The following is a 25068-nucleotide window of genomic DNA, read 5'->3' as shown; positions in this document are numbered from 1 at the left end:
GCCCGTGTGCGTTTCTACTCGCGCGTCAACCAGCTGGCGTAGGTGCGACCGCCGCGCCGGGCGTCCGGCCCGGGAAGGTTCGAACCGTTCGCAAACGCCTTCAGCACACCACCGACCCGAGGCACGGCAAGGCTGCGACGTAGCTTCACCCCACGGACGTGCGCGGTGAGGACGGCGATCTCGCGGGCACTGAGCACCTCCGGGCCGGCCAGTTCGATCGGGCCCGTGGCATGGTCCTCGGCGAGCGCCACGTCGACGAGCGTCTTGGCGACCCACTCGGGATCGACCGGGGCCATGCGAAGTCCCTTGGGCGCCAAAGCTATTCCGGCCGCGTACGGTCCGAAATACCGCGCCGCCAGGGCGTGGAACTGCGTCGCTCGGACGATCGTGTGCGGCATCCCGGACTCGACGACCACCGTCTCCGCCTGCGCCTTCGCGCGGTAGTAGGGCAGCGGGTTGTCCCAACAGCCGACGATCGACACGTGCACCAGCCGAGGTGCCGGTTCGGCGTCGAGCGCGGCCAGGGCAAGCCGTCGGGTGCCGTCGACGTCGACGTCCTGTGCGTGACGTCCGTCGGTTGCGCAGTGGATGACTGCCTCCACTCCGTCGAGCGCCTCGGACAAACCCGAGCCGTCGCGAAGATCGCCGGTCACGTAGCTGACGTCGGCCTCGGCTCCACCATCCGACGAACCGCGGGTGAGGACGCGAGCCGGCACCTGGGAGTGGACCAATTCGGCGACGACTGCGCGTCCGAGTGTGCCGGTGCCACCGGTCACCAGAACGGGGCGTCGGCCGACGGTGGGCAGTCCGGGAAGAATCGTGGGTGGTGCTGCGGCGTCCGACATCAGCGGTCCTTCAGTTCGTCCGGGTCGAGGCCGAGCAGGCCGGCGATCTGTTCGCAGATGACCAGATCGACCAGTTCGACGAGATCGGCCTCGCAGGAGGACCTCGTCTCGATCGGCCGGCGGTACACGACTACGCGGGCCGGCAGCGAGCCCTCGGCGGGAAACGCACGGGCCAGGGCGATCTGATCCTCCCACGGGGCGGGATCGCTGGGCGGGACGTCCTCGACCGCCAGCTCGATCGGCGACTTCTTGATCTCCGCCTTGGTGCACACCTGTTCGAAGGCGTCGAGCACGACCTCGTCGAAGCGTCGGCTGCGCGACCGCATCGCCGGCACACGGGGCCAGGCGACCGGGCCGCGCATGCCACGTCCGCGACGGCCCGCGCGGCGGTTGGAAGTCATGTGACGCAGCCTAATTGCTGCGCACCGCGACATCAGGACGTCGGCGTTCGGCGCGGCACACACAGCATGTCCGTCGACGGGCCTAGAGTCGTCGCCGTGATGAAGACGGGTGCGCCGCGATGCTGAAGCGACAGTGCTGCCGGGCCGGTTGCGGCCAGGGCGCCGTGGCCACCCTCACGTATGTGCACCGCGACCAGACGGTGGTTCTCGGACCGCTCGCAACCTACGCGGAGCCGCACGCGTACGACCTCTGCGCGAACCACGCGTCCCGCCTGACTGCGCCTCGTGGCTGGGACGTCGTGCGCCTGCCGATCGACTACAGCGAACCCGTGCCCAGCCAGGACGACCTGCTCGCGCTCGCCGATGCCGTGCGTGCCGCGGGCACCCCGCAGCCCGCACCCGTCGAGGTGCAGCAGCCCGACGAGGCACCGCGACTGCGGGTCGTCCGCTCCCGCTGACCTGCCCGCCGCTAGCGTGGAGCGGTGACTTCCGCGCGCATCCTGTCGACGAACGTCGCCTCGCCCCCGCCTGCCCGTAAGAGTCGACGGTCCACGGGGATCGTGAAGCTGCCACACGAATCGATCGAGGTGTTCGCGCCCGGCCCTGACTACGGGGACGGCTCCGGTGTGGTGGGCGATCTCGTCGGCAACCGCAAGCATCACGGTGGAGCGCAAAAGGCCGTGTATGCCTACGCGCGTGAGGAACTTGACCACTGGGGCCGCGAATTGGGCGAGGAGTTCCCGGATGGATGGTTCGGGGAGAACCTCACCACGACCGGTATCGACCTGGAGCGGTTGCTGATCAACCAGCAACTGCGGATCGGCTCCGCACTGTTGGAGGTGTCGATTCCGCGCAGCCCGTGCCGTACCTTCGCCGACCACCTCGGAGTGCGCGGTTGGGTGAAGCGATTCACCACGCACGGGCGCTGCGGGGTCTACCTGCGTGTGGTCGAGCCGGGCACCGTTCGTCCGGGTGACCCCATCGAACTGATCGGTCGACCCGACCACGAAGTCGACATGAAGATCGCCTTCGCCGCCGCGATGGGCGACGACGACGCCTCCGAACTCGTGGTGCGAGCCGGGTGCCTGCCGCCGATGTACCACCAGCGACACGTCGAGCGACTGGCCGCGCGCTCCCGTCTTCAGTGACCACTATGCTTCGCCGGGTGAGTCGAGTGGACCTGTCCGAATTCATCAAGGCGTACGACGTCCGCGGCCTCGTGCCCGAACAGCTCAGCGAGTCGGTGGCGCGAGCGCTCGGCTCGGCGTTCGCGCAAGTTGTCGTGTTGCCGGCCGAGGAGACCGCGGTCGTGATCGGACACGACATGCGTCCGAGTTCACCGGGTCTGTCGCGCGCGTTCGCCGAAGGTGTGGTTGCGCACGGTGTCGACGTGACGCTCATCGGACTGTGTTCGACCGACGGTCTGTACTACGCCTCCGGCGCTCTCGACGTGCCGGGCGCGATGTTCACTGCGAGCCACAACCCGGCCGAGTACAACGGCATCAAACTGTGCCGTGCAGGTGCCCGTCCGGTCGGACAGGACAGCGGCCTCGCCGAGATCCGCGACCTGGCGCAGTGGACGCTGGACCGGGGTGATCTGCACCAGCTGTCGGGTGCCGCGCGCACCGGCACGATCACCGAACGCGACCTGCTGGACGACTACTCGCATTTCCTGCGGCACCTGGTGGACTTGCGGGACGGCCGGCCGCTGAAGGTGGTCATCGACACCGGCAACGGCATGGGCGGCCACACCGTCCCGGCGGTCCTCGGTGATGGTGAGCTGCCACTGGAGATCGTGCCGTTGTATTTCGAACTCGATGGCACATTCCCCAACCACGAGGCCAACCCGTTGGAGCCGGAGAACCTGCGTGACCTGCAGGCAGCGGTCCGCGAACACGAGGCCGACATCGGCCTGGCCTTCGACGGGGACGCCGACCGTTGTTTCGTCGTCGACGAGAACGCAGACCCGGTCAGCCCGTCCGCGGTGACGGCGCTGGTGGCGACACGCGAGATCGCCAAAGCCGTTGCGGACGGGTCGGATCCGTCCGATGTTGCGATCGTCTACAACGTGATCTCGTCGCGCGCGGTGCCGGAGATCGTAGAGGCCACCGGTGCCCGCACCGTGCGCACCCGCGTCGGCCATTCCTTCATCAAGGCGCAGATGGCCGAGCATGATGCAGTGTTCGGTGGCGAGCACTCGGCGCACTATTACTTCCGTGACTTCTGGTTCGCCGACACCGGCATGCTGGCCGCCCTGCACGTGCTGGCCGCGCTCGGTGAGCAGGACGAGCCGTTGTCGCAGCTGATCGCGCAGTTCGCCAAGTACCCGGCGTCGGGGGAGATCAACTCCAGGGTGACCGACCAGGCCGGTGCGACCGCTCGCGTCCGCGAGTGGGCTGCCGAGCAGGGTGAGGTCACCGAGGACCAACTCGACGGACTCACCATCACCCATGAGGGCGCGCCGATGTGGTGGCTGAATGTCCGCGCGAGCAACACAGAACCGTTGCTTCGCCTGAACGTCGAGGCCGCCGACGATGAAACAATGACACGAGTGCGTGACGCTGCGCTGGCAGCGATCCGTTCCTGACGCCCGAGGAGAAGCTGATGACTGCACAGATCGACGGCTGGCTGCGCGAGATCCTGCGCTGCCCTGTCTGCACCAGTGAGTTGATCGACGGCACCGCACCCGATGGCGCTGCGGAACTGCAGTGCGCCGGCGACTGCGAGCAGCCGGGGCAGCGCCGCGGTTACCCGATCGAGAACGGCATCCCGGTGATGCTCGCCGACGAGGCACGAGTCTTCACCGTCTGAGTCTTCGTCCGGCCGGCCGAAGGACACCGCGCACCGAGGAGGGTTCATGCCCGAGCTGCAGGAATCGTGGGTCGACGACCCGGACGAACTCGCGTTGCGTGATTCGCGCGGCACACTCCGGGCACTCGCCTCGGCCGGCGCACAGGTGCGCGAGAGCATCACTTTGTCGCAGGAGGCCGGCATCGAGCGCGTCGGTGATGGCACGCGTCCGCGCTCTGTGCTGGTGGCCGCTGTCGGCGGCACGAAGGTCGTCGGCGATGTGCTTCGGGTGCTGGCCGAAGCCGGTTCGCCGGTGCCTGTCGCGAGCCGCAGCAACGTTCCTCTCCCCGGATGGGTCGGACCGCTCGACATGGTGATCGCGGTGTCGTTGTCCGGACGTGCTCCCGGTCCGCTCGGGCTCGCCACCGAAGCTGCTCGGCGCGGTGCGTCACTGTTGACCGTGGGTGCGCAGGATTCACCGCTGGCAGACGTCACCCGTCAGGCCAGGGGAGTTCACGTCGGAGTCGGACGTGGGAGGTCTTCCAGCCGGACCGCGCTTTGGTCGTTGCTCACCCCAGTACTGCTGGGTGCCCATCAGCTCGGGATCGCCGATGCGTCAACCGACGCGCTGAGCGAGGCGGCGACGGCGCTCGATCAGAAGGCGGAAGAGTGCCGTCCGTCGTCCGAGTCGTTCGTGAATCCGGCGAAATTGGCCGCCGCGACGCTTGCCCCGACGGTGCCGATGATCCTGGGTGACGGCGCGTTGGCCGGCGTGGCTGCGGTTCGGGCGGCCGGCATGCTGGCCCGGACGGCTCGGGTGCCTGCGTCATACGGCTCACTTCCCGATGCCGCGTCCGAAGTCGTGGCGTGCTTCGACGGACCGTTCACCGCCGGCGGTGGGAACGGCACTTCGGCCGGCCGCGAGGCCGACATCTTCGCCGACCCGTTCCTGGACGGGCCGGCCCAACCCCGGCTGGGCCTGTTGATGCTTCGGGACGTCGCGAGCGATAACCCGGATTCACTGCGTCAGGTCGCGCTCGCCGACGCGGTCAAGGCAGAAGCTGATGCGGCCGGATGCAAGATCGTCGAACTCGTTGCGGCGCAAGGACATCCGATCGCGCGCCTCGCCGGGCACCTGGCGATGGTCGACTACATCGCGACCTACCTTGCCATCGGCACCGGTATCGACCCGTCGATCTCGCCGCACGTCGCCGACCTGCGCGACCGCACCCGCGGCTTCTGAGCGACGAAGGATCGTCCCCACTTTCGCTGGTTGAGCCCTGCGGCGAAGGTCACCACCGCCGGCCGCAGGTTTCGGGGGCTCGGCCACCTTCGCTGGTTGAGCCCTGCGCCTGAGGTAGGAGGGCGCAGTCGTCTGCGCTGCTCAAGCAGCGGAACGCGTCCGGCGCCGCCGGTCGACCAGCACCACGATGCCGGCCATCATCGCGACGAGTGCGAACACCACGAACGTGAACTGCGCCGGCGTGAAGACGTACTTGTCGTTGTAGGCGACGGGGATGTGCTCGGCGTCCGTCGCCGCGCGACCAAAGGTGAAGTCGCTGAGGATCTGCTTGTGCGGAGCATCGAAGCCCTGCTCGAGCACAGTCAGGTAGGGCGCCTTAGCCACTGCATCCCGGATGGGTGCCGTCACGGTGCCACGGCGCTTGCGCATGTCAGCAGCGAATTTCGTCTCCACCGAGGTGGAGCGAGCGGAAGAGTCGGTGCGCTGCACACGGCGGTCACTCAGCACATACGTCGTCACGACCGGGTCGATCGTCGCTGCCTGCGACAGCAGCATCGGGTAGACGAACTGCTTGTCGGCGTAACTCATCGTCACCGGCGGAATGTCTCCGTAGAGTTTCCTGCCGGCCGAGGTCAACTGCATCGCCACGAACGCCCAACCCTTCGCGACGTACTGGTCGAGGATGTGCTGGACAGCCGGACGCACCGTGTAGCCGCGCGTGCTCAACCCTTGCCGTAGCGATGCCGGGTCGCCGGCCTTGAGCGTCGTCGCACGCAACGGACCGAGGTCGATGCTGGACAGCTCCTGGACGCCGCTGGCTTCGGGGGCGCCGTCTGGAGTCGCTGCACCGGACACCGCTGTGTCGCCGTCACTGCCGATGAGGTGCCAACGGTCCTTGCGGATGGGGCGGGTGGCTCGATCGAGGGCGAGGAAAGTGTCGTTGTCCGCGAGTGAGACCGTCGCCGGTGCCGGCGTGGGCACCACCAGACCGGCATCGCCGACCTCGGAGCGCACCAGCAGACTCATCGTCACGTCCGTGCGGCCACCCGAATGCACCACCAACGCCTTCTCGGTCGGCACGGTCAGGCTCGATCCCTCGCGCACGAACATCCCGCCGCACGCGCAAGCGTCCGCCGTCGGGAGCGCGAAGAGGCCGGTCACCGTCGTGAGCACGGCAGCCAGCACCAGGCGAAGCACTTGCCTCGTGGCGAATCTCATCTCAGTCCCCGTAGTCTCGCTCTCGTGACCCACGATGTGACCCACGACTCATCCGGAATGTCGTACGGCGATTACCTCGACCTCGACATCCTTCTGGACGCCCAGCACACCCGCGCCGTTCCGCCGCAGCATGATGAGCTGCTGTTCATCATTCAGCATCAGACCAGCGAACTCTGGTTCAAACTCGTCATCCACGAACTGCGCTCGGCACGCGAACTGATCGCCGCCGACCAGTTGGCGCCGGCATTGAAACGACTGGCCAGGGTCAAGCACATCCAGGCGACGCTAAGCCAGCAGTGGACCGTCCTGGCGACGCTCACGCCGAGCGAGTACGCCCAGTTCAGAAGGTTTCTTGCGACCTCGAGCGGTTTCCAGTCGCTGCAGTACCGCATCGTCGAGTTCATGCTCGGCAACAAGAACCCCGACATGGTCAAGGTCTTCGAAGGGCGTACGAACGCCATCGCCGAACTCGAGCGCGAACTGCACGAACCCAGTCTCTACGACGTCTTCCTGCAACTACTCGCTCGCCGCGGGTTGCCGGTGCCGCCCGAACTGCTCGACCGCGACTGGTCGCGGCCCTATCCGGCCTCGGAGGATCTCGTCGACGTGATCGCGAGCATCTACCGCAAGCCCGACGAGTACTGGGACATCTACGAAACCTGCGAGGAACTCGTCGACCTGGAGGACAACTTCCAGCTGTGGCGATTCCGCCACCTGAAGACCGTCGAACGGATCATCGGCATGGGACGCGGCACCGGAGGCAGCGCAGGCGTCCCCTTCCTGCGCCGCGCCCTCGAGCAGACCTTCTTCCCCGAGCTCTACGCCGTGCGTGGGCGCATCGCCGAAGGGACGATCGGTTCGTGATCGACGAACTCGTGCGCCGGGCGATGGACCTCGACCTCGACGACCCGTTACAGCCCTTCCTGGACGATTTCGTCCCGGCGAAGCAGGGTCGCCTGGCCGCCTACCTCGACGGCAACTCGCTGGGCCGCCCGACGAAGGCCGCCCAGTCGGCACTGGCCGAACTGGTGACCGATGCCTGGGGGAGCGAGTTGATCCGCGGCTGGACCGACGGCGACGACCCCTGGATGCAGTGGCCCGAGCAGACCGGCGACCTCATCGCCGATGCCTGTCTCGGAGCCGCTGACGGACAGACCGTCGTGGCCGACTCGACCACCGTCATGCTCTACAAGCTTGCGCGAGCTGCCGTCGACGCGGCCCCGGACGGACGCGACGAGATCGTCCTCGACACCGACAATTTCCCGACCGATCGCTATGTGCTGGAAGGGATTTCGCGCGAACGTGGCTTCACCCTTCGGTGGATCGATGCCGACCCCGACACCGGCGTCACGCCCGATCAGATCGCCGCAGTGGTGGGGGAGCGCACCGCGCTCGTCGTGCTCAGTCACGTCGCCTACCGCTCCGCATGGCTGGCCGACATGCCGACGATCACGAAGATCGTCCACGACGCCGGCGCCCTGGTGCTGTGGGATCTGTGCCACTCGGTCGGGGTCGTTCCCATGCAACTGGACGAGTGGGGTGTCGACCTCGCGGTTGGCTGCACCTACAAGTACCTCAACGGTGGCCCCGGTGCACCGGCCTTCGGTTACGTCGCGCGGCGCCATCATGGCAACCTGCGCCAGCCGATCCATGGCTGGATGGGACGAACCGAACCGTTCGAGATGGCGCCCGGTTACGTGCCCGCCGGTGGTATCCGGTCGCTGGTGAGCGGCACTCCGCCGATCGTCGGCATGGTGCCGGTGCGAGCCGGTGTGCAGATGGTGCAGCGTGCGAAGGTCGAGGCGATCCGAGAGAAGTCCGTCGCGTTGACCGAGTTCGCGATAGAGGTGCACGATGCGTGGCTCGCCCCGCTGGGTGTGCGACTGGCGTCGCCTCGCGATGCTGAGCGGCGAGGGGGGCACATCACGTTGTGCCGCAACGACTTCCGGGAGGTCTATCGGCAGCTGTGGGACGACGGTGTGATCCCCGACTTCCGTGCTCCCGACGGCATTCGGATCGGCCTGGCGCCACTGACGACCCGGTTCACCGATGTCACCACGAGCATGGAGCTCATTCGCGGTTCACTGGGCTGAGAGTCGACCGTCCCGGCCGATTCGGAGTCTGCACTTAGTGCAGGCTAACCTTACGCCGTGCTGCTGGAACCGGCGTTCGCCTCGCCGCGCCTTGCTGCGTTCGCGAGCTCGACGCGGACGCAGCTCGACGCTTGCGCGATCACGGCCAACGGACGCGACATCAGCCGCGCGGAATTGACCGAACTTGTGCACACGCGGGCGGCGCTGTTGCCCGACCGCCTCGACGGCCGCTGTCTGGTCCACATCCCGTTCGAGCGCACGTTCGAGGCGGTCGTGTCCTATCTCGCCGTGCTGGAAGCCGGTCACGTCGCCCTGGTTCTTTCACCGGCTCCCAACGACGAGCTGCTGCAGGTCTACTCACCCGACTTCCGGCACCGCGACGACGCCTTCGAGCGGGTGTCCTACGACGGGCGACCCACCCATCTGCTGCACGACGATCTCGCCGTGCTGACCAGCACGTCGGGCAGCACCGGATCGCCGAAACTGGTGCGTCTGTCGCACGACAACCTGCGCGCGAACGCTGCCGGTATCGCCGAAGCGCTCGCCCTCACGCCGCAGGATCGGGGCATCACCGCCCTGCCGCTGTTTTATTGCTACGGGCTGTCGGTGCTGCACTCACACCTGATGGCGGGCGCGTCCATCGTGCTGCACGACGGATCGTCGATCGACGACGAGTTCTGGGACCTCGTTCGCCGCGAGCGCGTCAGCAACGTCCCGCTGGTGCCGCACTCGGCCCAGTGGATGCTCGAGCACGACGTGCTCGACGCAGCCTTCCCCGACCTGCGGATGCTCACCCAGGCCGGCGGACGATTGGCGCCCGAGGCGGTGACCCGGCTCGCCGGCGCAGGATCCCGCCAGGGCATCGATCTGCGCGTGATGTACGGCCAGACCGAGGCCACAGCCCGGATCGCCATCGCACCCGCCGGGGCCGCATCGACGCACCCCGACACCGTCGGAGTCGCCATCCGAGGCACCCAGGTGCGGCTGGATCACACTGTGCCGGAGGCTAATTCGGACGGCGTCGGCGAACTCGTCGTCACCGGAGACAGTGTGATGCTCGGCTACGCCGAACATGCGGACGATCTCGCACTCGGGCGCATGCAGCACGAACTGCGCACCGGCGATCTCGCACGCATCGACGACGGCGTCATCCGGATCGTCGGCCGACGCAGTGGTTTCGTGAAGCTGATGGGTCTGCGGGTCGATCTCGGACGGGTCGAGCGCCTGCTCGGCGACGCCGGGTACGAGGCCGTCGTCGGTGGAGACGACAGCGGCCTGCGCATCGCGGTGGCACCGCGAATCCGGGAACTACGCCAGGCCGCCAAGGTCCGCCGAGCGGCAGCCGTCGCGAGCGGGGTCGGCCCCGCCGTCATCGACGTCGCGGTCACGCCGATTCCACTGCTCGACAACGGCAAGGTCGACCGAATCGGCGCGGACGCACTCGTGCGCGCCGCCACCCGCGACGAGTGCTCACAGACCCGTCGGGCGGTCGACGGCGCCGGTACGGGTGCGACGGTGTCCATGGTCGCCGCGACGATCGGCGACGTGCTCGCGCTCGACGCCGTCGACCCCGACAAGTCGTTCGTCGAACACGGGGGTGACTCACTGACCCACGTCCCGGCGACCGCGCGTCTCACCGCATTGGTCGGGGATCTACCGCGCGACTGGCACCGGCGACCCGTCCGCGAACTCGCGACGGCAACCACCCGACGACGAAGCACCATCGAGACCTCGGTCGTCGTCCGCGCCATCGCCGTGGTGATGATCTGTGCCTCGCACACCCAGGTGGTCGACCTCGCCGGCGGAGCGCACATCCTGCTCGCGCTCGCCGGCTGGAGCGCCGCCCGCTTCGGGCTGGCGCTGCCCGACACCGGACGCCGGTGGCGCGCGACCCTGCGATCGGTGATCGGCATCGGCGTCCCGACGGCCTGTGCCGCGTTCATCGGCATGGTGCTCACCGAACGCTACGGCTGGCCGAACGTGTTCATGCTCAACTGGCTGTTCGGCAGTACCAGCGACTCCCGCGTGGAATTGTGGTTCATCGACGCCCTCGTGTTGAGTCTGCTCGTGCTCACCGCACTCGTCGCGATCCCGGCGGTCGCGAGGGCACGGGATCGCGACCCTTGGCGTCTGTACTTGCTGATCGCCGCTCTCGCCCTGGTGCCCCGGTTCGTCACGCAGGCCGTCACCGATCGCCCCATCGACGGACTGCCGTACACCGTGTTCTGGATCGTCGCCACCGGCGCGGCGCTCGCGCACGCCGACGACGTCGTCCGCAAGCTGGTCACGATCGCGGTCGTGGTGGCAGGCATCGCCACGTTGTTCCCCGACCCGCACCGCAGCCTGATGGTCGTCGCCGGCGTGACGGTGATTGCGTTCGTGCCGGAACTGCGCGTGCCAGTACGGATGATCGCGCCGATCGTGCTGCTCGCCTCGGCATCGCTGTACATCTACATCTTCCAGTTCCAGCTGTTCCAGGCCGTCCCGGACACCGGGATCGGGACCGTCACTGCGATCATCAAGACGCTCACCGGCCTGGCCGGTGGTTGCCTCATCTGGTGGCTCGCCGACCCAGCCGTTCGCCGGCTGCGCAATCGGCTTCCCGCCCAACCCGATCGGAAGGATCACTGACCGTGCAACCGAACCTGCGTCGACGCACCTTCATCGCGGGCCTCACGGCCGCCGCACTCACCCTGACCGCCTGTGGTGGCAGTGACGACGAGTTCAAGGCCGACCCCGACGCGCTGGTGATCTACTCCTCGCAGCACGAGAACGTCACCCAGGCGTGGGCTGAGGCCTTCACCGAGGCGACCGGGGTCAAAACCCAGGTCCGCCCCGGCAAGGACTCCTCGATGGGGCAGCAGATCGTCGAGGAGGGCGCCAAATCGCCCGCCGACGTCTTCCTCACCGAGAACAGCCCGGCGATGACCGTGGTGTCCCGCGCGAACCTCCTCGCGCCCGTCGAAGCGGCGACGCTCGCCCAGCTGCCCCAAGGTTTCGCGCCGTCCAGCAAGGACTGGACCGCGATCGCCGCGCGCTCGACCGTCCTGGTCTACAACCCGTCCAAGATCAAGGAATCGGCGCTGCCGAAGTCGATGATGGATCTGCAGCAGCCGCAGTGGAAGGACAAATGGGGCGGCGCACCGGGCGGCGCCGACTTCCAGGCGATCGTCGCCGGGATGCTGGCGATGAAGGGGAAGCCCGCGACGCAGGCGTGGCTGAAGGCGCTGAAGGCGAACGCGAAGATCTATCAGAACAATGTCGCCACCATGAAGGCCGTCAACGCCGGCGAGGTGCCGGTCGGGATCATGTACCACTACTACTGGTACCGCGACCAGGCGAAGACCAAGGAGGGCAGCAAGAACACCAAGCTGCACTACTTCAAGGGCGAGGACCCGGGCGCCTTCGTCAGCCTCTCCGCCGGTGGCGTGCTGAAGAGCTCGAAGAAGGCGGACAAGGCGCAGCAGTTCCTGAAGTTCATCACCGGGCTGCAGGGGCAGCAGGTGCTGACCGACAGCAAGTCGATGGAGTACGCCGTGGGCAAGGACGCCAAGTCCGACCCGGCGTTGCCCGCGCTCAACTCGCTGCAGGCGCCGAAGGTCGACCCCTTCAACCTCAACTCCGACATCGTGATCCAGATGATGACGGATGCGGGCATCCTCTAGAAGCCCCCTCGTCACGCTGCTCGCTGCCCTCGTTGCGGCGTCCATCGTGCTGCCGCTGATCGTCATCGCGGTGCAGGCGTTCTCGCTCGGCTGGGACGCCGCCGTCGAGTTCCTGGTGCGTCCTCGCATCGGTGAACTGCTGCAGCACACCGGCCTGCTGATGGTCGTGACCGTGCCGGCCGCCGTCCTGATCGGAGTCGGCGCCGCATGGCTGGTGGAACGTACCGACCTGCCGGCCGCCGGGATGTGGCGGACGTTGCTGCTCGCCCCCCTGGCTGTCCCGGCGTTCGTGAGTGCGTACGCCTGGGTCTCGGTGCGCCCGCAACTGAGCGGGTTCACCGGAGCCGCGCTGGTCACGACCTTCGCCTACTTCCCGTTCGTCTTCCTGCCTGTCGCAGCGCTGCTTCGCGTGCTCGACGGGGCCGACGAGAACATCGCCCGATCGCTCGGGCTGAACCGCAGGCAGGCCGTGCTGCGCACCGTGCTGCCGCGCCTGCGTCCGGCCATCTGCGGCGGAGCACTCATCGTCGCGCTGCACCTGCTCGCCGAGTACGGCGTGCTGGAGATGATGCGCTACCAAACCTTCACCACCGCGATCCTGCAGCAGTACGCGATCGGGTTCAGCAACGCACAGGGAAGTCTGCTGGCCGCTGTCCTGCTGCTGCTGTGCGTCGTCGTCCTGACACTCGAGGTGGTGCTGCGCGGACGCGCACGCGTGGCTCGTGTGGGTGGCGGAGCGCCTGAACGTCCGCAGCGAGTCCCGCTGGGGCTGTGGAAGATTCCCTCGCTCTTGGCCCTGTCCGCGGTCGTCGCGGTGTCCGTCGTCGTCCCCGTCGTGCTGGTCGCCCGCTGGATGCTCACCGCGATCGGCAGGAACGCCGTCGACGTGCCGGCGCTGCTGCGGGTCACCGGCACGAGCCTCGGCCTGGCGGTCGCCGGCGGGCTCCTCGCGGTGCTCGCCGCCCTGCCGGGGGCCTGGTTGCTCAGTCGCCGCCGTGATCTGACCGCCATGAGCCTGGAGCGGATCACGTTCGTCGCGTCCGCATTGCCCGGAGTCGTGGTGGCGCTGGCGCTGGTGACGCTCAGTGTTCGCTGGGCCGACTGGCTCTACCAGTCGGTCGCGCTGCTGGTGCTTGCTTACGTGATTCTGTTCGTGCCACGGGCGATGGTCACGCTGCGTGCCGGGCTCGCGGCGGCGCCACCGGAACTGTCGGAGGCATCCCGTTCGCTCGGTGTCGGCGGTGCCGGGACGTTCGCGCGCGTGGTCTTTCCGCTGGCGCTGCCGTCCTTTCTGACCGGGTTCGTACTGGTGGCGCTCGCGGTGTCCACCGAACTGACTGCGACCCTGCTGCTGGCTCCCACCGGCACGCGGACACTTGCTCTGGCCTTCTGGGGTGCGAGTGACGAACTAGACTACGTGGCCGCGGCGCCTTACGCGGTCATGATGATCGCGCTGTCCGTGCCGATGACGCTGCTGCTGCGACGGCAACTGCGCCGCACAAGCAGCCGTGTGAGCCCGAAGGAGATGGCGTGAGCGACGTCGAGGTGCGAGGTCTGCGCACCGGCTACGGTTCGACGCCGGTGCTGCACGACATCGACCTGCTGGTTCGTTCCGGCACCACGACCGCCGTGCTCGGCGACTCCGGCAGCGGAAAGTCGACCCTGCTGAAGGCGATCGCCGGCTTCCTCGTACCGCTGGCCGGGTCGGTCCTCATCGACGGCCAGGTGGCCGCCGACGGCAAGACGTTCGTCGCACCGGAAAAGCGTGGTATCGGCTATGTGCGCCAGGACGGCGGACTCTTCCCCCACCTGTCGGTTGCCGGAAACATCGCCTTCGGACTACCGTTCCCGCGCCGTAAGCACCGTGGACGCGTCCTGGAACTGCTCGAAATCGTAGGTCTGCCAACCGAACTCGCAGACCGTCGTCCGGATCAGCTGTCGGGTGGACAGCAGCAACGGGTCGCGCTGGCGCGCGCGCTGGCACTCTCGCCCACGGTGGTGCTGCTCGATGAACCCTTCTCCGCGCTCGACACCGCGCTGCGGGAAGCAACCCGCGAAGCCACCGCGCAGGCGCTGCGCGAGACCGGCGCGACTGCACTGCTGGTGACCCACGACCAGCCGGAGGCGCTGTCGTTCGCCGACGAGGTCGCCGTGCTGCGCGATGGACGCTTCCGCCAGGTCGCGCCACCGCGCACCGTCTACGGCTCGCCGGTCGATCCCCACGTCGCCACCTTCCTCGGCGAGGCGATGATCCTGCCGGGCACCCCGTCGCAGGGGAAGGTGCACTGCCGGCTCGGCGATCTGACGGTCGCCGGATTCATGCCCTCCGGCGCCTGTGAGGTCATGGTGCGTCCCGAGCAGGTGCAGGTGTCACCGGCCGGCACCGGGGCGGTGGACGCCGTCGTCGAGTCGTGTGTCTACTACGGCCACGATGCGTTGATGAACCTACGCATCGGGGACAGCGACACGGTCAAGGCTCGAGTGGTCGGTGCCGACTCGATGGAGCCGGGCGAGCACGTTGCGCTGACGGTCCGGGGTCCGGTGCGGGTCTTCGCGGCCCAGGACTGAACCTCAGCCCGTCGGTGCCTGCCAGTCGACGCGGGTACCGCCTTCGGGGCGGGGTTCCACCTTGCAACTGCCGCCACGGGCAACGGCGCGGTCGCGGATGTTCGCCAGGCCGCTGCGCCTGGACACCGTCTGGTCGATGCCGACTCCGTTGTCCTGCACAGTGATTCGCACACCTGATGGGTCGACACCGATGCGTGCGGTCGTGACGTCGGCGTGAGCATGCCTTGCCACGTTGGCGAAGCACTCACGCAGCACGGTGAGAATGTCGGCGGCGAGTTCGTCGGACAGACATGAGATATCGCCGTGCAGTTCGATCTGCGCGGTGTGTCCCATCGCGGTCGCGCTGTCGTTGGCCAACGCATTCAGCTGGGCGGGAAGGGTCAGGGCTACCGGTCCGGTCTGCAGCTCGAAGATCGTGCGGCGGATCTGTTTGATCGTCTCGTCCAGGTCGTCGACCACCCGGTTGATGCGTGGCTGAGCGGCAGCCGGAAGCGAACCCAGCGTGGCCTGCACCGAAAGACCGGTGGCGAACAGGCGTTGGATCACCACGTCGTGCAGGTCGCGGGCGATACGGTCGCGGTCCTCGAGCACCGCCAGTCGCTCCAGTTCGGCACGCCGACGGCCGAGCAACCAGGCTCCGGCGACGCGATCGGCCAGCGAACGTCCTTGTTCGACGATCGGGTCGCGCACGGTGTCCTTGCCGCCCCGCCAGGCCAGTTCCATCGCGCACAGACGTTCGCCACCCGCCTCGATCACCAGTAATAGTCCGGTGTCGCGGGCCGGGATGAGTCCCCAGGCGCTCAACTCGTCGTCGGTCAGCAGGCGGGTCGACTCGTCGGGTGCGTCACGCAGGCGTACCAGGTCTGCGCCGACGACCGACCGGAGATGCTGGCTCAGTCGTTGCCAGACGTCCGGCGTCCAGCCCTCCGTCTCGATGATGTCGACTGCGTCCACTCCCGCCTGCAGCCACCGTTCCCGCGCGGTGGCTGCCTGGAACAGCTGTGCGTTGTCGATCGCGATCGATGCCGCCGCCGCAAGGGACTGGGTGATCGCGAGATCCTCGTCGGAGAACTCGTTCGCTCCGATCTTCTCGGTCAGATAGAGGTTGCCGAACACCTTGCCGCGACCCTGTACCGGAACACCGAGGAAGCTTTCCATGTGTTTGTGCGCGGCAGGCATGCCCACCGACACGGGGTGGTCGGTCATCTTCGCCATCCGGATGGGACGCGGGTCGTCGATCAGCAGACGCAGGATTCCCCGGCCGTGCGGAGTCTCCCGGATCGGGCACTTCGACGCGTCGACACCGTGGAAGATGAGCCCGTGCAACTCGCCTGCGGTGTCGACGATTCCGAGCGCGCCGTAGCGGGCTCCGACGAGTTCACATGCGGTGCGGACAATGTTGTCGAGGACGCTCTCGAGCTCGAGTTCCCCGGTGACCTGGGCGACCGCGTCCAGAACCCGCCGGATCGGATCAGCGGTGGGCAGCAACCGTTCGGGCATGCGTCCGACCCTAGGCGGTGCCCACCGTGGTGCCCTTCACCGGTGGGCCGAGGTGAAGCTCGGTGAGAGTGATGATCGTCGGGAAGAGGCACACTGAACAAGGGGATTCAGGCGCGAGGACGCCGGTCACCACCACGCTGCACCCGCCGCCGTCCGTTCTCACGTCGTCGACCTGAAAGGCGACCACGTCGCCGGACTCTGCGGCGCGGGCGAGTGTCTGGTCGTCGCTGCGCAGCAAGATGCGGTCGTCGTCGGTTTCACAACGCACGACCAGGACGACCGGGAGAGCGCCGCGCGACAACGCGACGCGGCCGAGACCGACGGTGTTGATGAGCGTGTCGATCAACGACCGGCTCTGCGCGGGCAGGATCGTCTGCTGAGCCATGACGCAAGTGTTGTGAGTCACGGTGGAGATCTCCAGGGACCAAGGTCCCGAGGAGGGCCTGGCAGAATGCGGGAGCGTGAGCACCTTGACGAACACTCCCGTGAAGATCTACCTGGTCGACGACCACGAGATCGTCCGCCGGGGGTTGGCCGAGGTGCTGTCGCAGGACGGCCGCTGCGAGGTCATCGGCGACTCCGGTTCCGCCGTCGAAGCCATTGCGCGGATCCCCGCCCTGCGCCCGGACGTCGCGGTGCTCGACGGCCGCCTGGGTGACGGCTCGGGAATGGACGTCTGCCGCGAGGTGCGCTCGATCGACCCGCACATCCATTGCGTCATCCTCACGTCCTACGACGACGACGAAGCGATGATGCAAGCCATCCTGGCGGGGGCTCAGGCGTACGTTCTCAAGCAGATCCGCGGCAACGAGCTCGTCGATGTCGTGCTGCGCGTGGCCGCAGGGGAGAACCTGCTGGACGACGGCGCCGCCCGCGAGGTGCGTGACCGGATCGCCGCGACCGACATCTCGCATCACCCGGCGCTGGAGGAACTCACCGAACAGGAACGCAGGGTGCTGCTGCTGGTCGCCGACGGGATGACGAACCGGCAGATCGCCGGCGAATTGTTCCTCGCCGAGAAGACGGTGAAGAACTACATCACCAGCATCCTGGCCAAACTCGGCCTCGGCTCCCGCACCCAGGCGGCCGTCCTCGTCGAGCGGTTACGCACCCACGCCTTATCAGCACCGAACGTCCGCAACTTGGCATAGGTGAGCCGCGCGTCCTGCGGACAGTCGAGATCGAGTGTCCGCGGGACTGGTCAGCTGACCCGCGAGTTCTGCGGACCTTTCACTCCGCCGACTCGGCTCGTCTGCCTTCGAGGTGAGCGCGCTCGACAGGGTTGTCGCAGTGGGCGATTGCTTCGTCGTAGGCGGTCCGTGCCGAACGACCGGTGATGCGAGTGCCGGGTGATCGAGGAGACCGAGTCCCTCGGCGATCTCGTCGTGGTGCCAACGGCTCCGGTCCTGATCGGCGAGGAGGACGAGCGTGCCGTCCACGACACGAGCATCGCGTCGCGCGTGCTGCAGCAGCATCAACGCCAGCAACGCCTCGTCCATCCGCCGGCTATGGCGATGCTCGGTGTCCTCGGCCTGTCGAAGCAGTTCGTCCGACCGGCTGCGGGCAGTGTTCTCGGCCCGCAGCGCATCGATCAGGCGACGGCTCGCGACGGTCATCAACCAACCGGTCGGGTTGGTCGGACGGCCGTCTCGTGGCCACGTCCGCACTGCCGCCTCGCAGGCGTCCGCCAACGCGTCCTGGGCGAGGTCCACTCGCCCAGTGCGTCGCACCAGCAGCGCGGTCAGGCGCCCCCAGTCGCGGCGCACTGCCTCGGCGAGTGCGTCGGCGGCGTCCGCATCGTTCACACCGGGTCGACCACCGGCGCGACCTGGATGTCGTAGGCGGGCAACAGACGCAGCAGCTCGAACAGTGTGTCGAGATCGGGACTCTCGACGAGGTAGAAGCCGCCCAGCCCCTCGATCGCTTCCGCGTAGGGACCGTCGGTGATCGAGACCTGACCGGCACGCGAGCGCATCACCTTCGCATCTCCAGGCGCGCCTAGTGCCTCGCCGGCGAGGATCTGGACGCCGCTGCGCTGGGCGCACGCGGCGGAGAATGCGCCGAACTTCTCTATCGAGGCGGCTTGTTGCTCCGAGTTCGAATCGACGGGGACCGAGCGTCAGCTCTTCTTGGGAGCTCCCGGACGTGCGTAGCGCCACCAGGTGATGGCGATGCACATGACCGCCCAGGCGACACCCAGCCAGTAGAAGGCCGGGCCACCCATCGTGGTGATGCCGATACCGAACAGGAACGGACCGAACGCCGCGATGGCAGCCGTCCAGCCGATCACACCGCCGGCCTGGCGCCGCTCGAAGATCATCGGCATCTGTTTGAAGGTGGATGCGTTGCCGATGCCGGAGAAGAAGAAGATCGCGAGCATCCCGAACAGGAACTGGTTGAAGCCCGAGTCCAGCGCTGCGGCGGACGAGGTGTCCGGCGTCAGGCCCGGGATCGTGTAGATGATCGAGGCGACCAGTCCGATGCCGGAGATGAGCGACCAGATCGCTCCGCCCATGCGGTCGGTGAGCGGGGAGAACAGCACGCGCGCACCGGCACCGATGAGCGGGCCGAGGAAGACGAACTTCACCGGGTCGGGCAGCGTGTAACCCTCGACCAAAACCCTTGCGGCAGCACCGGATCCGCTGACGATTTCGCTGTTACCGGTGCCGTACAAGTTGGCCATGAGCAGACCGAACTGCGCGGACAGGCCGGAGAACGTGCCGAAGGTCATGATGTAGAGCAACGTCATCCACCAGGTGTCCTGGTTCTTGAAGATGTCGAACTGCTGCTTGACGTTCGCCTGGATCGGCACCGACTTCAGCATCGTCCAGGCCAGGATCGCGCCGATTATCATCAGCGGGATCCAGATGAACGCGGCGTTCTGATACCAGACCTGCTCACTGGCCTTGCCCGGCGACTTCATCATCTGGCTGCCGCCGAAGATGGCCAGGCCGCTCATCGCGATCAGGTACGGCGTGGTCAGCTGGACGATCGAGACGCCGAAGTTGCCCAGGCCCGCCTGCAGGCCGAGCGCGGTGCCCTGCTTGGACTTGGGAAAGAAGAACGAGGTGCTCGGCATGAAGCCGGAGAAGGCGCCTCCACCGATACCGGCGAGGAAGGCCAGCACCATCAGCTCCCAGTACGGAGCGGTGGGGTTCTGGACGCGGACGCCCCAGCCGAGGGTCGATGCGACCAGGAGCAGGGTGGTCAGCGACACCATCTTGCGGGTGCCCATGATGGGCGGCAGCACCATCCAGATCAGGCGCAGCAGACCGGCGGCGAGGCCGGGCATCGCGGCCATCCAGTACAGCTCGGACTTCGTCCAGCTGTACCCGAGGGCATTGAGCTTGGGGATGATCGCGCTGGGCAGGAACCAGGCGATGAACGCCAGGGTCAGGCAGAAGGTCGTGATCCACAGGGTGCGCCAGGCGAGACCGGAGTCCCACTGCTCACTCTCGGGATCCCATTCCTCGAGCCACTCCTTGCCGCGGCGTTGCGGCGCGGTCGTACTGGTCATCGTTGTGCTCCAACTGTTTCGGGCCGCTCGATGCGGTCGGCGATTTCGGGGGAGTGCTCGCGGTGCATGCGCAGGACGGTCAGGTGCATCCAGATCGCGCAGATGGCCGTGAGCAGGAAGAGGACGAAGAAGGTGCTGGACGGGAAGCCGGACCACTGTTTGGTGTAGGCGAACAGCGGGGGCAGGACGAATCCGCCGAGACCACCGAACATGCCGACCAGGCCACCGACCGAACCGACGTTGTCGGGGAAGTACTCGGGGATGTGCTTGTAAACAGCGGCTTTCCCGATACCCATCGCGCAGCCGAGCAGGAACACCAGCACTGCGAACGGGGCGATGCCGAGGTTCCAGGCAAGGTGCTGACTGGTGTGGCCGTCCGGGTGCGCGATGACCAGGTGTCCGTTCGGCATCATCAGGATGCCGGTGGTCACCAGCATGACGCCGAAGGTGAGATACATGACCTTGCGGGCGCCGAGGCGGTCGGAGAACGCGCCGCCCACCGGACGTAACAAGGACGCCGGGAAGATGAAGGTGGCGGTCAGCAGAGCAGCGTCGTGCAGCGAGACGTCGAAGTTGTCGACGTAATACTTCGGCAACCAAGCCGACAACGCGACGTACGCACCGAACACCGCGGCGTAGTACAGGCTGAAGCGCCACACCCGCATCTGCTTCAGCGGCTCGAGCATCTCGCCGATCGGCTTGCCCGCGCCGGCCATCCGGTCCGTGCGGGGAGTCACGACCAGGATGAGGACGGCGACCGCCACGAGGGCGAAGGAGTAGATCACCGGGAACAGACGCCAGCCGCCCTCGATGAAGCCGAAGTAGGTCGCGCCTGCCGTGGCGGTGAGTACGGTCGGGAAGACGACGAGCATCAGCTTGGTGACCGAGGCGCCGACGTTGCCGGCACCGAAGACCCCCAGCGCGAAGCCCTGGCGTTCCTTCGGCGTCCACGCCGAGTTCCACGCGACGCCGACGCTGAACAGGTTGCCGGCGAAGCCGACCAGGAAGGCCAGCATCAGCAACATGCCGTAGCTGTGTGCGTGCGCGACCAGGTAGCAGGGGATGGCCGTCAGCAGCAGCATCGCGATCGTGACGACGCGTCCACCGATGCGGTCGGTGAGCATCCCGGCGGGCAGGCGCCACAGCGAACCGTTGAGGACGGCGACCGCGCTGATCCAGGCCAGCTGCGGGTCGCTGAGCTTCAACTCCTTCTGGATCGGCACACCGAGGATGCCGAACATCAGCCACACCGCGAACATCAACGTGAAGGCGATCGTGGACATCACCAGGACCCTGGTGGAACCCTGCGACGTGTCAGCCGGTGTGGTGCTGGATGCCGTAGCGGACATCGCGTGTGTGCTCCTTGGATCATTCGGGGCGCACGGTAGACAACCGTGCATTGCACAAATTAGGAGGATGGACGCGTCCGCAATAGGGACGTTGGTCCTCTTCCGGACGGTTCTGTTCCTCCCTAGTGTCAAGGGAGTTGGGACAGCTGTGCCGAGTGTGAGGAATTGATCCGATGTCGATCGACGACCCGATGACCAATGCGCTGTTGCGCACGCGGCGTCATTTCAAGCCGCAGAAGGTGTCGCCGGACCTGCGCACCCTTTATAAGGAGGGCGGCCGTTCGGGTGATGCGTTCTACCGTGACCGTTGGGCCCACGACAAGGTGGTCCGCTCGACCCATGGCGTGAACTGCACCGGGTCCTGTTCGTGGAAGGTGTACGTCAAGGACGGCATCATCACCTGGGAGGCGCAGCAGACCGACTACCCCAGCGCCGGGGCCGACAAGCCCGAGTACGAACCGCGCGGCTGCCCGCGGGGCGCCGCGTTCAGTTGGTACACCTACAGCCCGACCCGGGTGCGCTACCCGTACGTGCGCGGTGTGCTGCTGGAGATGTTCCGTGCGGCGAAGGCCGAGCACGGCGGCGACCCGGTGCTGGCCTGGGCCTCGATCGTCGAGGACCCGGAGAAGGCCCGTCGGTACAAGCGCGCTCGCGGCAAGGGCGGCCTGGTGCGGGCTACCTGGGAGGACGTCGTCGAGATCGTGGCGGCCGCCCACGTCCACACGGTCAAGCAGTACGGTCCCGACCGCATCGCCGGCTTCTCACCGATCCCGGCCATGTCGCCGGTGTCCTACACCTCCGGTGCTCGCTTCCTCGAACTCGTCGGCGCGCCCATGCTGTCGTTCTACGACTGGTACGCCGACCTGCCCAACGCCTCGCCGCAGATGTTCGGCGACCAGACCGACGTCCCCGAGTCCGGTGACTGGTGGGACGCGGGCTACCTGATCATGTGGGGCTCGAACGTCCCGCTGACCCGTACGCCCGACGCGCACTGGATGACCGAAGCCCGCTATCGCGGCCAGAAGGTCATCGCCGTCGCCCCCGACTACGCCGAGAACGTGAAGTTCGCGGACGAGTGGGTCACCGCCGCGCCCGGCACCGACGGGGCGCTCGCGATGGCGATGGGCCACGTCGTGCTCAAAGAGTTCTTCGTCGAGCAGCAGGTGCCGTTCTTCGAGGAATACAACAAGCGCTTCACCGACCTGCCGAACCTGGTCGCCCTGACCCAGGGCCCGGACGGCGTGCTGCGGCCGGGCAAGTACCTGGTGGCAGGCGATGTCGAAGGCGGACCGAAGTCCGACTCCGAGAACGCCATGTGGAAGACCGCCGTATTCGACTCCAACACAGGAGAATTGGCAATCCCGAACGGATCCATCGGGGACCGTTACGGCGAGGAGGGTATGGGCAGGTGGAACCTCGAACTCGAGGGAATCGACCCGCTGCTCAGCGTCTACGACACCCGTGACGACGCCGTCGAGGTCGAGCTTCCGCGCTTCGACGCCGGCGACGGAAAGGTCGCCTACGAGAGCCGGGGTGTCCCCGTCCGCCGCGTCGGCGAACGTCTGGTCACCACCGTCCTTGACCTCATGCTGGCGCAGTACGGCGTCGGACGTGAGGGCCTGCCGGGTTCGTGGCCGACCGGCTACGACGACCCGTCCGCACCGGCCACTCCGGCCTGGCAGCAGGAACACACCGGTGTGCCGGCGCAGCAGGTCGAGCGCCTGGCGCGCGAGTGGGCGCAAAACGCGATCGACACGGGCGGCCGCGGCATGATCCTGATGGGCGCAGGCGTGAATCACTGGTTCCACTCCGACCAGATCTACCGCGCGATGCTGGTGCTGACCACGATCACCGGTTGCCAAGGACGCAACGGCGGCGGCTGGGCGCACTACGTCGGCCAGGAGAAGATCCGACCGATCATGGGCTTCCAGCACATGGCGTTCGCGCTCGACTGGCACCGCCCGCCACGGCACATGAACCAGACCTCCTACTGGTACGTGCACACCAGCCAGTACCGCTACGACACCCACAACGCCGACGACCTGGACGCCGGCACCGGCATCTTCGCCGGCAAGGGAGTGATGGACCTGCTCGCCCAGTCGGCCCGTCTCGGCTGGAGTCCGAGCTACCCGACCTTCGACCGCAGCAGCCTCGACATCGCCGACCAGGCCGAGGCCGCCGGCATGGAGGTTCCTGCGTACGTCGCGTCCGAATTGAAGTCCGGCGCAATGAAATTCGCGGTCGAAGACCCGGAGAACCCGGTCAACTACCCGCGCGTGCTGTCGTTGTGGCGCTCCAACCTGCTCGGCAGCTCGGCGAAGGGCAACGAGTACTTCCTGCGTCACCTGCTCGGCACCGACAGTGCCGCGACGGCCGTTGAGGCCTCGCCGGAGCACCGTCCGACGTCCATCGAATGGTCCGACGAGGCGGGCGAGGGCAAGCTCGACCTGCTGATGACCATCGACTTCCGCATGACCAGCTCGACGATCCTGTCGGACGTCGTGCTGCCGGCGGCGACCTGGTACGAGAAGCACGACCTGTCGACCACCGACATGCACCCGTTCATCCATTCCTTCAACCCGGCGATCAACCCGCCGTGGCAGACGAAGTCGGACTGGGAGGCGTGGAAGGCTGTCGCGAAGAAGTTCAGCGAACTCGCCGTCGAGCACCTCGGCACGCGCAAGGACGTCATCGCCAAGCCGCTGTGGCACGACACCCCCGAGGCCATGGCCACCGTTCACGGTGAGGTGAAGGACTGGAAGCTGGGGGAGTGCGAGCCGATCCCGGGCAAGACGATGCCGGTCATCGCCGTCGCCGAACGTGACTACACCGCGGTCTACGACAAGATGACGACCATCGGCCCGTTGCTGGAGAAGGTCGGCATGCTCACCAAGGGCGTCGCCTACCAGGTCGGACGCGAGGTCGACATCCTGCGGCAGCGCAACGGGGTCGCGATGAGCGGCGCCGGCAAGGGACAGCCGAAGGTCGAGACCGACGTCCAGATGGCCGACGCCATGCTGCACCTCGCGGGCGTCTCCAACGGTCACCTGGCCACCCAGGGATTCAAGTTCCTGGAGAAGCGCACCGGTACCCAGCTGGCCGACCTGTCGGCCGAGCACGAGGGCAAGCAGATCACCTTCGCCGACACCCAGGTCTCGCCGGTTCCGGTGATCACCTCACCGGAGTGGTCCGGTTCGGAGTCCGGCGGACGCCGGTACAGCCCGTTCACCATCAACATCGAGCGCAAGAAGCCGTTCCACACCCTCACCGGACGGCAACAGTTCTATGTCGACCACGACTGGTTCATCGGGATGGGCGAGGCGTTGCCGGTGTACCGGCCACCGCTGAACATGACCCAGTTGTTCGGTGAGGCACCGATCGGTGAGCAGAACGAACTCGGTGTCTCGGTGCGCTACCTCACGCCGCACAACAAGTGGTCGATCCACAGCGAGTACCAGGACAACCTGTTCATGCTGTCGCTGTCGCGCGGTGGCCAGTCGGTCTGGATGAGCGACCGCGACGCCGACAAGGTCGGCATCAAGGACAACGACTGGATTGAGATGGTCAACCGCAACGGTGTCGTGGCGGCGCGGGCGATCGTCAGCCACCGCATGCCCGAGGGCACGGTCTACATGCACCACGCACAGGACCGGCTCATCGACGTCCCGCTCACCGAGCGTGACCGCAAGCGCGGCGGAATCCACAACAGCCTCACCCGAATTCTGTTGAAGCCCAACCACATGGTCGGTGGCTACGCCCAGCTGGCCTACTTCTTCAACTACATCGGGCCGATCGGGAACAACCGTGACGAGGTCACGATGATCCGCAAGCGCACCACCCCCGTCGAGTACTGAGCCAGCGGCGAAGAAGAGGAGACGA

At 67.2% G+C, this 25068-nt stretch carries 21 protein-coding genes and 1 pseudogene; 13 read left to right on the top strand and 9 right to left on the bottom strand.

What is annotated here, in order from left to right:
* Positions 1–14 precede the first annotated feature (14 nt).
* Positions 15–845: an SDR family oxidoreductase gene (locus ACYU8W_RS04980; protein ID WP_499467140.1), complete on the bottom strand. Its 831-nt coding sequence runs from the start codon at positions 843–845 to the stop codon at positions 15–17.
* Entirely contained in the window at positions 845–1246 is a 402-nt protein-coding gene (locus tag ACYU8W_RS04975) for a metallopeptidase family protein (RefSeq protein ID WP_129625797.1), read from the bottom strand. Before ACYU8W_RS04975 ends, ACYU8W_RS04980 begins: the two co-directional genes overlap by 1 nt.
* A 119-nt stretch (positions 1247–1365) precedes the next feature.
* On the opposite strand from ACYU8W_RS04975, the gene ACYU8W_RS04970 reads away from it, so the two are divergent.
* Genes ACYU8W_RS04970 through ACYU8W_RS04950 form a run of 5 tightly spaced genes read left to right on the top strand, consistent with a single transcriptional unit; the run spans position 1366 to position 5279 of the window.
* Positions 1366–1704, top strand: a complete 339-nt coding sequence (locus ACYU8W_RS04970; RefSeq protein ID WP_499467139.1) for a DUF3499 domain-containing protein — start codon at positions 1366–1368, stop codon at positions 1702–1704.
* A gap of 24 nt (positions 1705–1728) precedes the next feature.
* Positions 1729–2394: an MOSC domain-containing protein gene (locus ACYU8W_RS04965; RefSeq protein ID WP_499467137.1), complete on the top strand. Its 666-nt coding sequence runs from the start codon at positions 1729–1731 to the stop codon at positions 2392–2394.
* Between the two features lie 5 nt (positions 2395–2399).
* Positions 2400–3833: a phosphomannomutase/phosphoglucomutase gene (locus tag ACYU8W_RS04960; protein WP_499467135.1), complete on the top strand. Its 1434-nt coding sequence runs from the start codon at positions 2400–2402 to the stop codon at positions 3831–3833.
* 17 nt (positions 3834–3850) lie between these two features.
* On the top strand, positions 3851–4057 hold the full coding sequence (locus ACYU8W_RS04955; RefSeq protein WP_499467134.1) for a Trm112 family protein: 207 nt from the start codon (positions 3851–3853) through the stop codon (positions 4055–4057).
* A 46-nt stretch (positions 4058–4103) separates the two neighbouring features.
* The gene (locus tag ACYU8W_RS04950) at positions 4104–5279 is read left to right on the top strand and encodes an SIS domain-containing protein (protein WP_499467132.1); all 1176 of its coding nucleotides are present in this window, start codon (positions 4104–4106) and stop codon (positions 5277–5279) included.
* A gap of 141 nt (positions 5280–5420) precedes the next feature.
* On the opposite strand, the gene ACYU8W_RS04945 is transcribed toward ACYU8W_RS04950, so the two are convergent.
* A complete protein-coding gene (locus ACYU8W_RS04945) occupies positions 5421–6497 on the bottom strand; it encodes a DUF2330 domain-containing protein (RefSeq protein WP_499467130.1) in 1077 nt (358 codons plus the stop codon).
* A gap of 24 nt (positions 6498–6521) precedes the next feature.
* Here ACYU8W_RS04945 and ACYU8W_RS04940 point away from each other — a divergent pair, with 24 nt between their 5' ends.
* From ACYU8W_RS04940 to ACYU8W_RS04915, 6 genes are read left to right on the top strand one after another with little or no spacing between them, the layout of a single operon-like run.
* Positions 6522–7361, top strand: coding sequence for a tryptophan 2,3-dioxygenase (locus ACYU8W_RS04940; protein ID WP_499467128.1), 840 nt, complete (start codon positions 6522–6524; stop codon positions 7359–7361).
* 23 nt (positions 7362–7384) lie between these two features.
* Positions 7385–8590 (top strand): kynureninase, encoded by a 1206-nt coding sequence (kynU, locus tag ACYU8W_RS04935; RefSeq protein WP_499467483.1) that lies wholly within the window; start codon positions 7385–7387, stop codon positions 8588–8590.
* A 57-nt stretch (positions 8591–8647) separates the two neighbouring features.
* Complete coding sequence (locus ACYU8W_RS04930; protein WP_499467126.1) at positions 8648–11221, top strand: AMP-binding protein; 2574 nt, start codon at positions 8648–8650, stop codon at positions 11219–11221.
* Positions 11218–12255: an iron ABC transporter substrate-binding protein gene (locus ACYU8W_RS04925; RefSeq protein ID WP_275578382.1), complete on the top strand. Its 1038-nt coding sequence runs from the start codon at positions 11218–11220 to the stop codon at positions 12253–12255. Before ACYU8W_RS04930 ends, ACYU8W_RS04925 begins: the two co-directional genes overlap by 4 nt.
* A complete protein-coding gene (locus tag ACYU8W_RS04920; protein ID WP_499467124.1) occupies positions 12239–13789 on the top strand; it encodes an ABC transporter permease in 1551 nt (516 codons plus the stop codon). The genes ACYU8W_RS04925 and ACYU8W_RS04920 overlap by 17 nt, the downstream gene beginning before the upstream one ends.
* Positions 13786–14823: an ABC transporter ATP-binding protein gene (locus tag ACYU8W_RS04915; RefSeq protein WP_141929038.1), complete on the top strand. Its 1038-nt coding sequence runs from the start codon at positions 13786–13788 to the stop codon at positions 14821–14823. Before ACYU8W_RS04920 ends, ACYU8W_RS04915 begins: the two co-directional genes overlap by 4 nt.
* 3 nt (positions 14824–14826) lie before the next feature.
* Here the strand turns inward: ACYU8W_RS04915 and ACYU8W_RS04910 are convergent, their stop codons facing one another.
* Together ACYU8W_RS04910 and ACYU8W_RS04905 are read right to left on the bottom strand one after the other, a co-directional pair.
* On the bottom strand, positions 14827–16323 hold the full coding sequence (locus ACYU8W_RS04910) for a GAF domain-containing sensor histidine kinase (RefSeq protein ID WP_499467121.1): 1497 nt from the start codon (positions 16321–16323) through the stop codon (positions 14827–14829).
* Positions 16324–16333: 10 nt separating this feature from the next.
* The gene (locus ACYU8W_RS04905; RefSeq protein ID WP_141929036.1) at positions 16334–16708 is read right to left on the bottom strand and encodes a pyridoxamine 5'-phosphate oxidase family protein; all 375 of its coding nucleotides are present in this window, start codon (positions 16706–16708) and stop codon (positions 16334–16336) included.
* A gap of 76 nt (positions 16709–16784) precedes the next feature.
* On the opposite strand from ACYU8W_RS04905, the gene ACYU8W_RS04900 reads away from it, so the two are divergent.
* The gene (locus ACYU8W_RS04900; protein WP_499467119.1) at positions 16785–17474 is read left to right on the top strand and encodes a response regulator; all 690 of its coding nucleotides are present in this window, start codon (positions 16785–16787) and stop codon (positions 17472–17474) included.
* Here the strand turns inward: ACYU8W_RS04900 and ACYU8W_RS04895 are convergent.
* The 4 genes and pseudogenes from ACYU8W_RS04895 to ACYU8W_RS04880 all read right to left on the bottom strand — a co-directional run bounded on the left by ACYU8W_RS04895 (position 17445) and on the right by ACYU8W_RS04880 (position 21123).
* Positions 17445–18128 (bottom strand): DUF6596 domain-containing protein, encoded by a 684-nt coding sequence (locus tag ACYU8W_RS04895; protein WP_499467117.1) that lies wholly within the window; start codon positions 18126–18128, stop codon positions 17445–17447. The two genes, ACYU8W_RS04900 and ACYU8W_RS04895, sit on opposite strands and share 30 nt — an antisense overlap.
* A pseudogene (locus tag ACYU8W_RS04890) lies at positions 18125–18403 on the bottom strand (YciI family protein); the annotation flags it as partial. The gene ACYU8W_RS04895 and the pseudogene ACYU8W_RS04890, both read right to left, overlap by 4 nt.
* Before the next feature lie 39 nt (positions 18404–18442).
* Positions 18443–19840 carry an MFS transporter gene (locus tag ACYU8W_RS04885; protein ID WP_499467115.1) on the bottom strand — a complete coding sequence of 466 codons (1398 nt, stop codon included), beginning with the start codon at positions 19838–19840 and terminating at the stop codon, positions 18443–18445.
* The gene (locus tag ACYU8W_RS04880) at positions 19837–21123 is read right to left on the bottom strand and encodes an MFS transporter (RefSeq protein WP_499467113.1); all 1287 of its coding nucleotides are present in this window, start codon (positions 21121–21123) and stop codon (positions 19837–19839) included. The genes ACYU8W_RS04885 and ACYU8W_RS04880 overlap by 4 nt, the downstream gene beginning before the upstream one ends.
* A 239-nt stretch (positions 21124–21362) precedes the next feature.
* Here ACYU8W_RS04880 and ACYU8W_RS04875 point away from each other — a divergent pair, with 239 nt between their 5' ends.
* The gene (locus ACYU8W_RS04875; protein WP_499467111.1) at positions 21363–25043 is read left to right on the top strand and encodes a nitrate reductase subunit alpha; all 3681 of its coding nucleotides are present in this window, start codon (positions 21363–21365) and stop codon (positions 25041–25043) included.
* Positions 25044–25068: the final 25 nt, after the last annotated feature.

It is taken from the genome of Yimella radicis (assembly GCF_054778255.1).
This window is presented reverse-complemented; position numbering and strand designations above follow the sequence as displayed.